Source organism: Mycobacterium sp. SMC-4 (assembly GCF_050205565.1).
In the GTDB taxonomy this organism is placed as follows: domain Bacteria; phylum Actinomycetota; class Actinomycetes; order Mycobacteriales; family Mycobacteriaceae; genus Mycobacterium.
The window spans coordinates 152,782-165,902 of the sequence record NZ_JBNMQU010000008.1 but is presented as its reverse complement, the minus strand read 5'-3'; the positions used below and the strand labels follow the sequence as shown (position 1 = coordinate 165,902).

Annotated in this window: 17 protein-coding genes; 8 read left to right on the top strand and 9 right to left on the bottom strand. The window is 69.4% G+C overall.

Annotated features, from left to right (window positions below; translation table 11 throughout):
* Nucleotides 1-86: 86 nt before the first annotated feature.
* On the top strand, nt 87-1,373 hold the full coding sequence (locus ACQI46_RS15770; RefSeq protein ID WP_427094953.1) for a nucleotide disphospho-sugar-binding domain-containing protein: 1,287 nt from the start codon (nt 87-89) through the stop codon (nt 1,371-1,373).
* Here ACQI46_RS15770 and map read toward each other — a convergent pair.
* On the bottom strand, nt 1,296-2,066 hold the full coding sequence (gene map, locus ACQI46_RS15765) for a type I methionyl aminopeptidase (protein ID WP_427094952.1): 771 nt from the start codon (nt 2,064-2,066) through the stop codon (nt 1,296-1,298). The two genes, ACQI46_RS15770 and map, sit on opposite strands and share 78 nt — an antisense overlap.
* An 81-nt stretch (nt 2,067-2,147) precedes the next feature.
* On the opposite strand from map, the gene ACQI46_RS15760 reads away from it, so the two are divergent.
* A complete protein-coding gene (locus tag ACQI46_RS15760) occupies nt 2,148-2,414 on the top strand; it encodes a helix-turn-helix domain-containing protein (RefSeq protein ID WP_427094951.1) in 267 nt (88 codons plus the stop codon).
* Here the strand turns inward: ACQI46_RS15760 and ACQI46_RS15755 are convergent.
* Nucleotides 2,411-3,928, bottom strand: coding sequence for a glycosyltransferase family 39 protein (locus ACQI46_RS15755; protein WP_427094950.1), 1,518 nt, complete (start codon nt 3,926-3,928; stop codon nt 2,411-2,413). The genes ACQI46_RS15760 and ACQI46_RS15755 overlap by 4 nt on opposite strands.
* Before the next feature lie 51 nt (nt 3,929-3,979).
* Here ACQI46_RS15755 and ACQI46_RS15750 point away from each other — a divergent pair, with 51 nt between their 5' ends.
* Entirely contained in the window at nt 3,980-4,249 is a 270-nt protein-coding gene (locus tag ACQI46_RS15750) for a YdeI/OmpD-associated family protein (RefSeq protein WP_427094949.1), read from the top strand.
* Here ACQI46_RS15750 and ACQI46_RS15745 read toward each other — a convergent pair.
* Both ACQI46_RS15745 and ACQI46_RS15740 read right to left on the bottom strand, forming a co-directional pair.
* A complete protein-coding gene (locus ACQI46_RS15745) occupies nt 4,246-4,665 on the bottom strand; it encodes a ChaB family protein (RefSeq protein ID WP_427094948.1) in 420 nt (139 codons plus the stop codon). The two genes, ACQI46_RS15750 and ACQI46_RS15745, sit on opposite strands and share 4 nt — an antisense overlap.
* Entirely contained in the window at nt 4,665-6,020 is a 1,356-nt protein-coding gene (locus ACQI46_RS15740; protein WP_427095077.1) for an aldehyde dehydrogenase family protein, read from the bottom strand. The genes ACQI46_RS15745 and ACQI46_RS15740 overlap by 1 nt, the downstream gene beginning before the upstream one ends.
* An 86-nt stretch (nt 6,021-6,106) precedes the next feature.
* On the opposite strand from ACQI46_RS15740, the gene ACQI46_RS15735 reads away from it, so the two are divergent.
* On the top strand, nt 6,107-7,744 hold the full coding sequence (locus tag ACQI46_RS15735; RefSeq protein WP_427094947.1) for a RecQ family ATP-dependent DNA helicase: 1,638 nt from the start codon (nt 6,107-6,109) through the stop codon (nt 7,742-7,744).
* Nucleotides 7,745-7,789: 45 nt separating this feature from the next.
* Complete coding sequence (locus tag ACQI46_RS15730; protein WP_427094946.1) at nt 7,790-8,401, top strand: hypothetical protein; 612 nt, start codon at nt 7,790-7,792, stop codon at nt 8,399-8,401.
* 76 nt (nt 8,402-8,477) lie between these two features.
* Here ACQI46_RS15730 and ACQI46_RS15725 read toward each other — a convergent pair whose 3' ends face one another.
* Complete coding sequence (locus tag ACQI46_RS15725; protein ID WP_427094945.1) at nt 8,478-8,690, bottom strand: DUF3072 domain-containing protein; 213 nt, start codon at nt 8,688-8,690, stop codon at nt 8,478-8,480.
* Between the two features lie 99 nt (nt 8,691-8,789).
* Between ACQI46_RS15725 and ACQI46_RS15720 the strand changes: the two genes are divergently transcribed.
* On the top strand, nt 8,790-9,290 hold the full coding sequence (locus ACQI46_RS15720) for a pyridoxamine 5'-phosphate oxidase family protein (protein ID WP_427094944.1): 501 nt from the start codon (nt 8,790-8,792) through the stop codon (nt 9,288-9,290).
* Here ACQI46_RS15720 and ACQI46_RS15715 read toward each other — a convergent pair.
* The 4 genes from ACQI46_RS15715 to ACQI46_RS15700 are packed head-to-tail and all read right to left on the bottom strand — an operon-like array spanning nt 9,283 to nt 11,220.
* Nucleotides 9,283-10,092, bottom strand: coding sequence for an acyl-CoA thioesterase domain-containing protein (locus ACQI46_RS15715; RefSeq protein ID WP_427094943.1), 810 nt, complete (start codon nt 10,090-10,092; stop codon nt 9,283-9,285). The genes ACQI46_RS15720 and ACQI46_RS15715 overlap by 8 nt on opposite strands.
* Nucleotides 10,093-10,129: 37 nt before the next feature.
* The gene (locus ACQI46_RS15710; RefSeq protein WP_427094942.1) at nt 10,130-10,462 is read right to left on the bottom strand and encodes a GNAT family N-acetyltransferase; all 333 of its coding nucleotides are present in this window, start codon (nt 10,460-10,462) and stop codon (nt 10,130-10,132) included.
* Entirely contained in the window at nt 10,462-10,764 is a 303-nt protein-coding gene (locus tag ACQI46_RS15705) for a GNAT family N-acetyltransferase (protein ID WP_427094941.1), read from the bottom strand. Before ACQI46_RS15705 ends, ACQI46_RS15710 begins: the two co-directional genes overlap by 1 nt.
* 30 nt (nt 10,765-10,794) lie before the next feature.
* The gene (locus ACQI46_RS15700) at nt 10,795-11,220 is read right to left on the bottom strand and encodes an EVE domain-containing protein (protein ID WP_427094940.1); all 426 of its coding nucleotides are present in this window, start codon (nt 11,218-11,220) and stop codon (nt 10,795-10,797) included.
* A gap of 94 nt (nt 11,221-11,314) precedes the next feature.
* On the opposite strand from ACQI46_RS15700, the gene ACQI46_RS15695 reads away from it, so the two are divergent.
* Complete coding sequence (locus ACQI46_RS15695; RefSeq protein WP_427094939.1) at nt 11,315-11,584, top strand: DivIVA domain-containing protein; 270 nt, start codon at nt 11,315-11,317, stop codon at nt 11,582-11,584.
* Nucleotides 11,577-13,115, top strand: a complete 1,539-nt coding sequence (locus ACQI46_RS15690) for an acyl-CoA carboxylase subunit beta (protein WP_427094938.1) — start codon at nt 11,577-11,579, stop codon at nt 13,113-13,115. Before ACQI46_RS15695 ends, ACQI46_RS15690 begins: the two co-directional genes overlap by 8 nt.
* The last annotated feature ends 6 nt before the right edge of the window (nt 13,116-13,121 follow it).

Genomic DNA, 13,121 nt, shown 5'->3' with positions numbered 1-13,121 from the left:
CCCGTGGCCGCTCCGAATGCATGGTGATGGATCGGTATTCGGTATGAGGGGGCGCAGTTGAACCACCACCTGGCAGGGCAGTGACGATGGCCGTCGTCCTCGCCTACATGTCCCCGGCACTGGGCCACCTGTTTCCGTTCTGCGCGGTCTTGACCGAACTCGCCCGCCGCGGCCACCACATCCACGTCCGCACCCTGGAGGCCGGTGTGGCGATGTGCCGACAGCAGGGCTTCGCCGCGCAGCCGGTCGACCGCCGCATCGAGGCGTTGCAGAGCGCGGACACCACCACCAACGTGCTGAAGTCCGCGCGCGAGACGGTCGAGGTGCTGACGCGGCGGGCCGCGCTGGAGGTCGACGACTTCGGCCGCGCGCTGGCCGCCGTCGAACCCGACGTCGTGATCGTCGACGCCAACTGCTGGGGGGCGATGTCGGTGGCCGAGACGCAGAGCCGCCCGTGGGTGGCACTGTCGCCGTTCATCCCGTATCTGCGTTCGCCGGGGTCGGCGCCGTTCGGCGCCGGCGCGCGGCCGTGGCCTGGACCGCTCGGGGTGATCCGCAACCTCGGCGTCGGCGCCGTCACGAGCCTGGTGTTCGACCTGCCGTTGCGGCGCGGGATGCGTCCGGTCCGGGACTCGCTCGGCCTGCCGCCGGTGCGCACCGCCGACGAACTGTTGCGACGCGCACCGAAACTGTTGGTGGCCACCGCGAAACCGTTCGAGTACCGGCACACGGACTGGGGCGACACCGTCGAGATGGTCGGCCCCGCGGAGTTCGACGCGCCCGGCAGCCGGCCGGCCTGGCTCGACGGCATCGACCTGCCCATCGTGCTGGTCACCACGTCATCGGTGCCGCAAGCCGACCATGCGTTGATCCACACCGCCATAGAGGCGTTGGACGACCTGCCCGTGCATGTGGTGATCACCGCCCCCACCGCCGGCGGCCGCACAGCGAGAATGTTTGAGCGCGTGACCTTCTCCGGCTTCATCCCGCACTCGATGCTGTTGGAGAAGGCGGCCTGCGTGGTCACCCACGGCGGGCTGGGCATCACCCAGAAGGCTCTGGTCCGCGGCATCCCGGTGTGCGCGGTCCCCTACGGTCGTGACCAGTTCGAGGTCGCCCGCCGCGTCGAGGTGGCCGGCGCGGGCACCCGGTTGCCCGCAGGGCGGCTGACGGTGGACCGGCTGCGCGCGGCGGTGCAGACCGCGATGACGATGACCGACGGTGCCCGCGCGGTGGCCGACGGTTTCGCCGCGTCCGGCGGGGTGGCCCGCGCTGCCGACGTGGTCGACCAACTGCTACCGAGCGGGTTGCGTCAACACCAGCGCGTGGTCGTCGGTGACGGCGATGGTGTGTTCGCTGTGCGCGGTGCGTGATCCGTCGGCCGACCGGATGGTCCAGCCGTCGGGGTCATAGACGATGCGGTCGGTGCCGGCCGCGAACCACGGTTCCAGCGCCAACGTCAGGCCGGGCCGCAGCTTCAGGCCTCGGCCCGGCCGCCCCTGGTTGGGAACGTGCGGATCTTCGTGCATGGTGCGGCCCAGACCGTGACCGCCGAAGTCGGTGTTGACCGGATAGCCGTAGCCGGCGGCGACGGCGCCGATCGCGGCGGAGATGTCACCGAGCCGATTGCCGGGCCGCGCGGCGTCGATGGCGGCGGCCAGCGCGCGTTCGGTGGCCTCGATCAAACGCTGATCCGCGGGCCGCGGCGTGCCGACGATGAAGCTGCGCGCGGCATCGGCGACCCAGCCGTCGATGGACACCGCGAAGTCCATGCTCAACACGTCTCCGTCGCGGAGGAGGTAGTCGTGTGGAAGGCCGTGCAGCACAGCATCGTTGACCGACAGGCAGATGACGTTGCGGAACGGGCCGTGGCCGAACGACGGTGCGTAGTCCCAGTAGCAGGACTCGGCGCCGCGCTCGGCGATCATGTCGCGCGCGCGGCGCTCGAGGTCGAGCAGGTTCACCCCGACCTGCGCGCGGGCCTGCAGGTCGTCGAGCACCTCGGCGACGAACGCGCCCGTCGTCCGCATCGCCGCGATCTCCGAGGCTGTCTTCAGCTCCACCACGCCACACCTCCTGCCGGTATAGAAATACCAGGCTAACCGAAGGCTCGGTATTTTCATACCGCAGCGCGTAGTCTGCTGATCATGGTCCGATCACCGTTGACGCCGCAGCAACTCGCCGCCGGAAAGCGTCTGGGCGCCTGCCTGCGCCAGGCCCGCGGCGACCGCACCCTGGTCGAGGTGGCGCAAGCGGCGGGGATCTCCCCGGAGACGCTGCGCAAGATCGAAACCGGACGGTTGGCCACCCCGGCCTTCGCCACCGTGGCGGCGCTGGCGCTGGTGCTGGATCTCGCGCTCGACGAGCTGGTCCGCATCTGTCTGCCCGAGTTGGGGCTGCAGCAGACCGGCTAGCTCTGCGCCCGAACGGCTTTCACGACACGGCTCTGGTTGATGTCCCACCGCTGCACCGGCTGGAAGCCCTCGGGCCAACGGTTGTCGGTGGTCTCGCTGACGATCCACACCGTCGCGCAGTCTCGCAGGTCACGCGCAGTGACGTCCTTCCTCTCGCTCCACAACGAATCCTGCTGCGCTACAGCGGCTCCCACATCACGTAAACCGTCCCGGTACACCAGACGGGCACCTTCGAGCGCATGCACCGCAGACGGCGGCCTGTCGGGATCGACGAGCAGACACTCGCCGGACCGGGACTGGGTGGACAGCAACCGGGCGACCTCGCTCTGGTCGGAGCCGAACTTCGCATAGCTGGTGCGCTGGGCGATGTAGTTCGGCACCGCAGCCACGGCAATCAACAACAGCAGGGTGATCCGTTGCGGTGTGCGGCCGGCGGCCACGACGCAATACCCAACCAGCAACGCCAACCCCGGCGCGGTGAACGACAGATACTGCGCCTGGTACAGCGGATCAGCGACAAGCGAGTACAGCACCAGCAGCACCGTCGGCGCCACCACCCAGGTCCCGCCGCCCCACAGCAGCGTGCGAGCCGGCGGCGCGCCGACACGTCGCCGTCTGAGCACCGCGACAGCGGTGATCCCGGCCAGCACCACGATCACCGGCGCCACCCGAGCCCACGACTGCACCGCGACCCCGAACTGCTCGGCGGTGAACTCCTGTTGATCCGGGCCCACCACGCGCATGCCGGACGAGTACACCGACGGGAAGTACTGCTCCCCGAAGATCTGTCCGAGCGTCACCGCGCTGATCGGCCAGACCCAGCCGACCTGGCTGCGCTGCTGCACCACCGCCAGGACAAACGGCGCCACCGCGGTGACCGCCACCCCGGTCGTGACCGCCCAGACCGCGACGGCGCGCCGCGACGCCGCCATCGCGAACAACATCGCCGCGTGCGCCGTGATGACCAGCAGCACAAGCACATTCACCAGCACACTCACGGCCAGGGCGACGCCATAACCCGCCCACCACCATCGACCCCGCCGCACGGCCACGACGAACACGACCGTCAACCAGACCGCACACGCCATGGTCAGCGCGTAAGAACGACCGTCGGCACCGACCCCCGTCGCGCGCGGCAGCACCGCCAACACCACCCCGGCCGCCACGCCCACTGCACGGCCCGACAAGCGATCGCCGAGCACCACGACACCTGCGGCGGCCACCCCCACCATCAGCGCACTGGGCAGCCGCAGCCAGAACTCGGTCGCCGGGAACACGGCGAACCAACCGTGCATCAACAGGTAGTACAGGCCGTGCACCAGGTCGACCTGGCCCAGCAGGCTCCACAATTCGCGTAAAGGGCGCGTCGATGCCGACAGCGTCGCCGCCTCGTCGACCCACAGCGACGGGCGGCCCGCGCCGATCGCACTGACGACGGCGGCCAGGACTCCGATGACAACGGCGCACAGTCCGATGACGACGGTGTCGTCGCCGCGCCCGGACTCGGACCGCATGCCGGTGCATGTTGCCGCTCATCGCGCAGGTCAAACAGTTACCCTCGGCGCGTGAGCACCCAGCAGATCCAAGGCGGGGTCGTCCATGACCTGCCCGCCGACCTTCGTGACGCGCTCGCCGGCAATGCCGTGGCGCTGACCGCCTGGAACGACATCACACCGTTGGCCCGCAACGAATTCATCTGCTGGGTCGAAGACGCCAAACAAGCCAAGACACGGGAACGGCGCATCCGGCGCACCCAGGAGGAACTCGAAGAAGGGAAACGCCGGCCCTGCTGCTGGCCCGGCTGCAAACACCGGGAAAGAACCGGAAAGCCCTAACGGTTGCGGGCCGACTCCCGGCGGTTGGCCTTCTGAATCTCCTTCACCAGCTCGTCTTTGGTCATCTTCGAGCGGCCCGAGATGTCCAGTCGCCGCGCGATGTCGAGCAGGTGCTTCTTGCTGGCGTTGGCGTTGACGCCCTCGTTGCTGTCACCGCTGGCCCGGGGACCGCCGCTCTCGGCGCGCTTGTCCGACGGACCCTTCTCGTCCTTGGGCTCCCAGTGGTCGCCGACCTTCTCGTAGCTGTGCTTGAGCGCGCTGTAGGCCACCCGGTGCGCCCGCTCGCCCTCGCCGTATTCTTCGGCGGCCGAGTCGTGGGCTTTGGCGAACGTCCTCTTGGCCTTGTCGTCGGACTTCTGCAGCGTGCTGGGCAGCTCGCTTTCCTTCGCTTTACCGGACTTCGTGGTTTTCGGCATCAGTTCCCTTTCTCTCGTCCGGGTGGTGACCAGTGCACCACCTTCAGTGCGGTCATCTCGTCGAGTAGTTCCGGCCCGTAGCCGACGCCGCTGCCGCTGGCCCGTCGCGGCTCGGCCGACCCGCCGGGCGCGCCGCCGAACACCGCATTGATCTTCACCGTGCCCACCGGCAGCGCGCGCGACGCTTCCTGCGCGTGCGCCATGTCGGGCGTCAGCACGGTGGCCGCCAACCCGTACCGGTCGTCGGCAGCCTCGGCCAGCGCGGTGTCGAAGTCCGGCACCACCCGCACGGGGGCGAGCGGCCCGAACGTCTCCTCGCTGAACACCAGCATCTCCGGAGTGCAGTCGGTGAGCACCGTCGGCGGATAGTAGGCACCGGCGCCGGGCCGGGGCTGACCGCCGGCCAGGACCTGGGCACCGTGTTTGACGGCGTCGGTCACGTGGCTGTGCACCAGGTCGCGGTGCCGCACGTCGACCACGGGTCCGATCTTGTCGGACCACTGATCGGCTTGCGCCACAAGGAAATCGACGAACTCGGCGGCCAGCGATTCGACGACGTAGATGCGTTCCACCGACACGCAGATCTGTCCGGCGTTGGCGAACGCGCCCTGGGCCGCCTGCTCGGCGGCCCACGCGGCTCCGACGCCGTCGTCGACGATCAGGGCGTCGTTGCCGCCGTTCTCCAGCAGTGCCTTGGCGCCCCGCTCGGCGCACGAGCGGGCGATCATCCGGCCGGTGGCGCTGCTACCGACGTGGGCGACCACGTCGACCGCCTCGGCCCGGGCCAGCCGCGCGCCGACCGTGCCGTCGCCGTCGACGATCTCCAACACGCCGTCGGGCAGCGCGGCGGCCAGCACCTCCGCGAACCGCCGGCCGGTGGACGGGCAGCGCTCACTGGGCTTGTGCACCACGGTGTTTCCGGTCACCAGCGCCGCACCGATCAGCCCGGCGGCCACCGCCACCGGATCGTTCCACGGCGTCAACACCGCGACCACACCGCGTGGCTCGGCGATCATCAGGTCGGTGGCCGACCATGCGCCCTGCAGGCTGCGACCGCGATGCAGCGGACCGAGCTCGGCGTACTGGCGCAGCGTGCCGATGCCCGCTTCGACACCACCCAGCGCGTCGTCGAACGGCTTGCCAGTCTCGCGCTCATTCCAGCCCGCGAGCTCTTCGGCGATGGCGGCGACCGCGTCGGCCGCCGTGGTGACGGCGGCGGCCCGTTCGGCGGCCGGGGTGCGCGCCCACGCCTGCTGCGCGGCCCGTGCACGGCTCAGCGCGGCGTCGCACTCGGCTTCGCCGGCGATCGGGACCTCCGCGACGACGTCGCCGTTGCGGGGATCGGACACGGTGATCGTGGAGGCGGGCACGCGCGACGGATACCCGACTTGCAGCGCTTGACACCCGGATTGAGGACGGGCCGACCGGGTACAGGGCTGCGGTGACGCGACACGACGAGCTGGAATCCGTGGCCGAGCGGCTGTTCGGGTGGCCGCACCTGCGCCCCGAACAGCTCGACGCCATGCAGGCCGTGCTCGACGGTCGCGACGTGCTGGCCGTGATGCCGACCGGGTCGGGGAAGTCGGCGATCTACCAGGTCCCGGCGGTGCTGACCGACGGCCTGACCGTGGTGGTGTCCCCGCTGCTGGCGCTCCAGCAGGACCAGATCGAGGCGCTGCGCGGCAGCGACGCACCCGACGCGGTGGCGATCAACTCGGCGCAGAGCGCCACCGAGAACCGGCGCAGCTGGCAGGCCGTGCGTGAGCAGGAGGCCGAATACGTCTTCCTGTCCCCGGAGCAGCTGCTCAACGACGACGTCCTGGCCGAACTGTCCGAAGTCGAGCTCGGCATGGTGGTGGTCGACGAGGCGCACTGCGTGTCCGCGTGGGGACATGACTTCCGGCCCGGCTATCTGCGGCTCGGCGACGCCGTGCGCCGACTGGGTGCGGACGAGTTGCCGCTGGTGGCGCTGACCGCGACCGCATCACCGACGGTGCGCACCGACATCATCGACCACCTGCAGCTGCGCGACCCGGTGGTGATCGCGACCGGGTTCGACCGCCCCAACATCCGTCTGGAGGTCGAGCAGTACCTCGACGACGACGCCAAACGCGCGGCCGTGGTGAAGGCCGTGTGCGAACTGACCGGACCGGGCCTGCTCTATACCGCGACCCGCAAAGACGCGGAAACGTACGCCGCTTCGCTGGCCGAGTGCGGCGTGGCGGCCGCGGCCTACCACGCCGGACTGAAGGCGGCCGACAAAGAAGAGGTGCACCGGCGCTTCCACGACGACGAGGTGTCGGTGGTCGCGGCCACGTCGGCTTTCGGGATGGGCATCGACAAACCGAACGTGCGGTTCGTCGTGCACTCGTCGGTCCCGGACTCGGTGGACAGCTATTACCAGCAGATCGGCCGCGGCGGCCGCGACGGTGAAAAGACGCTGGCCCGCCTGTTCTATCGCCCTGAAGATCTCTCGCTGGCCCGCTTCTTCAGCTCCGGGCGCGCCGACTCCGAGCAGCTGCGCGCGGTGCTCGCCGCGCTGCAACCACGTAAACCCAAGCGGCTCAAACAGTTACGCGAAGAGCTCGGGCTGCGGGGTCGGGCGCTCACCCAGGCGGTGAACCTGTTGGAGCAGGCGGCCGGGCTGAAGTCGGGCAAGCGCGGGTTCACCTTGGCCGATGACGACGTCGATGCCGTCGTGGCGCGCGCCGTCGCGATCACCGAGGCCACCGAGCGTGTCGACCGCACCCGCGTGGAGATGATGCGCGGCTACGCCGAGACCACCGACTGCCGCCGTCGGTTCCTGCTGGGCTACTTCGCGCAGACCCTGCCCGAGCCGTGCGGCAACTGCGACCGCTGCTCCGAGCGTGCCGCCTCAGGAACCACAGAACAGGTCACGGAGTCGGCACTCGCACCGGAAACTCTTGTGCGGCATCGCGAATGGGGCCGAGGCGTGGTGATCAGCGGCGAGGAGGACCGCATCACCGTCCTGTTCGACGACTACGGCTACCGCACGTTGGCAATGGACGTCGTCGACGAGGAGGGGATTCTGGAAGTCCTCCCGCGAGCAGGCACGTAGCCCCTGCGTGCGTCTGGCGGCCGGGGAACGGGTACTGGCCCGGGCATGGAGATCGCTGATGCCGTCGCGCTGACCACCGGCACCCAGGCGGTGCGCGCCACGGCGGGCGCCGCGCTCGGCCAACCCGGTGGTCTGTTCGGCGGGGCGGAGGAAAGGTTCGACGCGCTGCTGACCTTCGATGACGACGCGTCGTTGCCCGGCGCGCTGTGCACGCCAGGGTCCCGATACCGGGCCGTCGTGGCCGTGGGCCCAGACCGGCGCGGCTCCGAACCGCGCAAGCTGTGCCTCAAGGTGCCCGACGCGTACGGCCCGGGCCGGGACCAGGATTTCCTGCTGGCGTCGTCCGGCGACGGCGCACCGTGGCATCACGCGGTGCTGCCGTCGGCGCCGGTCGCGGCGCTGTACTCGTCGTTGTGGCTGTATCTGGTCGGGTGGGAGCCGATGCTGTTCGGGATGCGTCCCCGGATCACCGGCCGCGACCTGCGGTTCGGCGTCGGTGACGAGCTGAGTTTCCTGGTCAGCCCGCCGGTCGGCCGGTTCCGCCGCATCGCGACGCTGAAGCTGACCGGCGTCGCCGACCGGCCCGTGCGGTTCTCGGGCGCCAACACCGGAGGCGGCATCCGCGCCCTGCCGCCGGTGCTCTTCTTCAACGCGTGAGCAGACGCGTAATCGCCCGTTTTGCGCCTCTTTTGGGCGAGTACGCGTCTGCTCGCCGGCGAAAGATGCCGGGCGGCTAAGCGCCGCGGCCGGTCTGGGTCTGCAATTGATCGATGAGCTCCGAGGCCTGGGCCTTGGTCAGGTTCTCGTCGACCTCGGTGCCGGCCTCCTGGGCCAGTGTCTGCAGGTAGCTGCGCTGCGGGCCGGTCATCGGTTCCTCACCGGTCACCCACTGCGACGGGTCCTTCTCCGGGTTCTCGCTCGGGGCCTGTCCCACGTTGTCCGTCATGTCTGTGATCACCTCCGCACCGGGGATGCCCATCGCAAATGTGTTCGAAACGCGTAGTCGGCCTGTCGCTTCCCGCGGTCACCTGAAACCATGCATGCCGTGGGCAGAAACGAACGCGCGAAGATCGTCATGACCGACGACGAGGTCGCCGAATTCATCGAACGCAGCCGCACCGCCACAATGGCCACGCTGCTGCCGAACGGGCGTCCGCACCTGGTCGCCATGTGGTACGCGGTGCTCGACGGCGAAATCTGGTTCGAGACCAAAGCCAAGTCCCAGAAGGCGGTCAATCTCCGCCGCGACCCCACGGTCACGGTCATGGTCGAAGACGGCTTGACCTACGACAGCCTCCGCGGGGTGTCGATCGACGGGACCGCCGAGATCTACGACGACCCCGAGACCAGCCTGCGGGTCGGGATCAGCGTGTGGGAGCGCTACACCGGCCCCTACTCCGAGGACATGAAGCCGTTCGTCGACCAGATGATGAACAACCGCATCTGCGTGCGGGTGGTGCCGTCTCGGGTGCGCAGCTGGGATCACGGCAAGCTGGGCATGGCGGCCATGCCGCTGTCCGGCAGCACCGCGCAGTACCTCAGCTGAAGTTTCGGGGCGGAGCGAAGCCCGGATTCGCCAGCGCGGTGGCGGTGGCCGTCCCGATCGGGCCCTCCTGATCGACGACCAGCGCCGTCCCGGTGGCGACGCCCTGGTCGCTGTGGTGCGTCAGCGCCGCGAGCCCGATGTAGTCGGTGCGCGGTAGCCGGCTCAGCGTCAGCGTGTAGTCGGCGTTGATGAACGGCAACCCGTCGGGGCCGAAGTGCGTCAACGAACTGGCCATGTCCCCGGCCAGAGCCGCGCGGACGAACGGTGTCAGCTCGACGCCCTCGACCATCGGCCCGAGCTCACGCGTCCAGATGTACTTGGGTCCGCGGTGCGCCCACGCGTCGAGACCGAGGCTCGGGGTGTCGCCGTTCTTGCCATAGCTCCACACCAACGTCACGACGTGCGGGGGAACCGGTGTCGATGCGGGCGGCACCGGCGGCATGGTCACCTCGGTGGTGAACCGCTCGGCGGTTGGTTGCTCGCCCCGGCGCAGGAACAACGCATTGGCCCGGCCGACGAGCGTGCCCGACTGCGTCATGGTCGCGTCGACGAGCTTGAGGCGACGGCCTTCGCGCACCACGGACGTCTCGACACGGACCGGCTCATCGATCGAGGCCGGCCGGAGCAGGTCGACCGTCAGGCGGGCGGGCTGCAGCTCGGGGTCGCCGGCGTCACGCTCGACGACGTGGCCGAGCAGTCCGCCGACGTAGTTGCCGCTGATGGTGTGTCCCCACGGGCCGCACGCCAGGTCGGTGGGACGGAATGTGTCGCCGTCGGGAACGAAGAAGGCCGGGCTGGTCACCGCGGCACGATAGCGCAGCAGCCGGCGACTGCTCGGTTCAGTGCTTGGCGAGGAGGTCTTTGACCTCGTCGGTCACCGGGTCGGTGATCTCCTTGAACTCGGGGTGCTTGTCGATGAACTTCTCCACCATCGAGCACACCGGCACGATGCGCTTGCCGGCTTTGCGGGTGTCCTCGAGCGCCTCCTGCACCAGGATCGAACCCAGGCCGCGGCCGCTGAACTGGTCGTCGACCTCGGTGTGCGGAAAGATGCGTTGCCCGTCGTGGTCGACGAACTCGGTGAACCCGGCGCGTTGGCCGTCGACGGAAATGGTGTAGCGGTCGGATTCGGCAGAAACCTCGGTAGGTGCGCCGGTCTTGTCGGTGCTCATCACGCCTTCCTTTGGACCAGACCCGCGTATTCCGGGTTCTTTTCGATGAATTCGGCGACCATCCAGCACTGCGGCACCACGTACAGGCCCGCTTCCCGGGTGGCTTCGAGTGCCTCGCGGACCAGGATGGTCGCCAGGCCACGCCCCTGGTAGGTGGGGTCGACTTGCGTGTGCGGGAACACCCGCACACCGTCGCGGTCGTAGAAGTCGGCGAATCCGACGGTGCGGCCTTCGACGGCGATGCTGAAGCGTTCCGAGTCCGCGGTCACCTGCGTTGGTGCACCAGTCCTGTCGGCGGTCATGACTACTCTATACCCCCGCGGTACGGGAGTTCACGCGGACGTATCGAGACGAAGCATCGCCGAGCGGATGACGTCGACGTCGTGGTCGTCGACGCGGAAGCCGCCGAACCGGAACCGGTAGCCCCAACGGGCCTTGTCCTCGATGAAGTCCAGCCGTTCGATCAGCGGCCGGATCGGTGTCTCGAGACAGTCTTCGAACTCCACCGGGCGACGCCACGGCCGAAAGTCCGAGAGCTCCGCCTGGTAGGGGTCGCCGTCAACGACGCGGCCGATGGCGGTGAACGCCTGTAGGCGGTCACCGTCGGGGTGTTCGGTGCGCGGCGAGTAGCAGATGATCCAGTCGCCCGGCGCCATCGCGCGCACCGGGTGCGGCCGGCCGTGATTGGCCTGAATGAAGCTGCCCTGTACGGCGCGGAGCACATGGTCGCGGCTGGCGGTGATGATCCAGTTCGTCATGTCCCGCACGCTATGCGCGGACTCCGACGAACGCGCTCAGTTATCCACAGCCTGGGGACAACCCGATTTCTGGGTTGACGGATAAAGTCACGCCATGGGCGACGGTGACCTCACGGCCGAGGATCTGCGCAACGTCACGTTCGACAAGCCGCCATGGGGGCAGCGCGGCTACAACGAGAAAGCGGTCGACGACGTCATCGCGCTGGCCGCCCGCCGGCTGGACGGGCGCGGGCATCTGTCCGCTGACGACGTGCGCCACGTCGTGTTCAACAAACCTCGGATCGGCCGCCGCGGCTACCACACCGGGCAGGTGGACGCGCTGCTCGAGCGGATCGCCGCCGCGATCGACGCCCTCGATGGCTGACGAACGCGCCGACCTCGCCGAGCTGCGGCAGCGACGCGCACTCACCGAGGACGCCGCCCGGCCCGACGCCGTTGCACGCCGGCATGCCGCCGGTGCCCGCACCGCGCGCGAGAACCTCGACGACCTCGTCGACCCCGGCTCGTTCGTCGAATACGGCCGGTTCGCCATTGCCCCGCAACGGATGCGGCGCGAGGTCGCGGATCTGATCGCGCGCACCCCGGCCGACGGCTTGATCGCCGGCACCGCGCGCATCAACGGCGGCGCGTGTGCGGTGCTGTCCTACGACTACACCGTGCTCGCCGGCACCCAGGGCGCGGTCGGGCACCGCAAGAAGGACCGCCTCTTCGAGCTGATCGAGCGGATGAAACTGCCCACGGTGTTCTTCGCCGAAGGCGGCGGCGGGCGGCCCGGCGACACCGACTACCCCGTGGTCTCCGCGCTCGATACCCGTGCATTTGCGTTGTGGGCCAAGCTCTCTGGCGTGGTGCCGCGCATCGCGGTGGTGCACGGCCGGTGCTTTGCGGGCAACGCGGTGATCGCCGGCGCCTCGGACCTGATCGTGGCCACCCGTAACGCGTCGCTGGGCATGGGCGGCCCGGCGATGATCGCCGGTGGGGGACTGGGCGAGGTGCATCCCGACGCGGTCGGTCCGATGGAGGTGCAGGAGCCCAACGGCAATGTCGACGTCGTCGTCGCCGACGAGGCCGAAGCCGTCGCCGCAGCCAAGAAACTCCTCGGCTACTTCCAAGGCGCCACCACGGATTGGACCGCGCCGGACCAGACCGCTTTGCGCACCGCGGTGCCCGAACGCGCGCGCCGCGCCTACGACGTGGCGCCGATCATCGAGACTCTCGCCGACGAGGACTCGGTGACGTTCCTGCGGCCACGGTTCGCCCGCGAGATGGTGACCGCGCTGGCGCGCATCGAGGGCCGGCCGGTCGGGGTCATCGCCAACGACACCCGGTTCACCGCCGGCGCGATCACCGCCGCGGCCTCGGACAAGGCAGCAAGGTTCCTGCAGCTGTGCGACGTTTTCGGGTTGCCGGTGATCTCGCTGATCGACTGCCCCGGATACATGGTCGGTCCGGCCGCCGAGGCCGAGTCGCTGGTGCGACGAGCCTCGCGAATGCTGGTGGCGGGGGCGGCTTTACGGGTGCCGCTGATCGCGGTGGTGCTGCGGCGCGGCTACGGCCTCGGTGCTCAGGCGATGGCCGGCGGCAGCCTGCACGAGCCGGTGCTGACGGTCGCGTGGCCCGGCGCGCACCTGGGTCCGATGGGGCTCGAAGGTGCGGTGCGGCTCGGGATGCGCAAGGAACTCGAAGCGATCGCCGAGGAAGAGGAACGCGAACAGCGGGTGCGCGAGGCGACCGCGGCAGCACAGGAGCACGCCAAAACGCTCAACGCGGCGATGCTGTTCGAAATCGACGACGTCATCGACCCGGCGGAGACCCGTGCGGTGATCGCGTCGACGTTGACCGCTGCCACTGCGATGACCGGGGACTTCGGGAGCCGGTTCGTCGACACGTGGTGACGACCC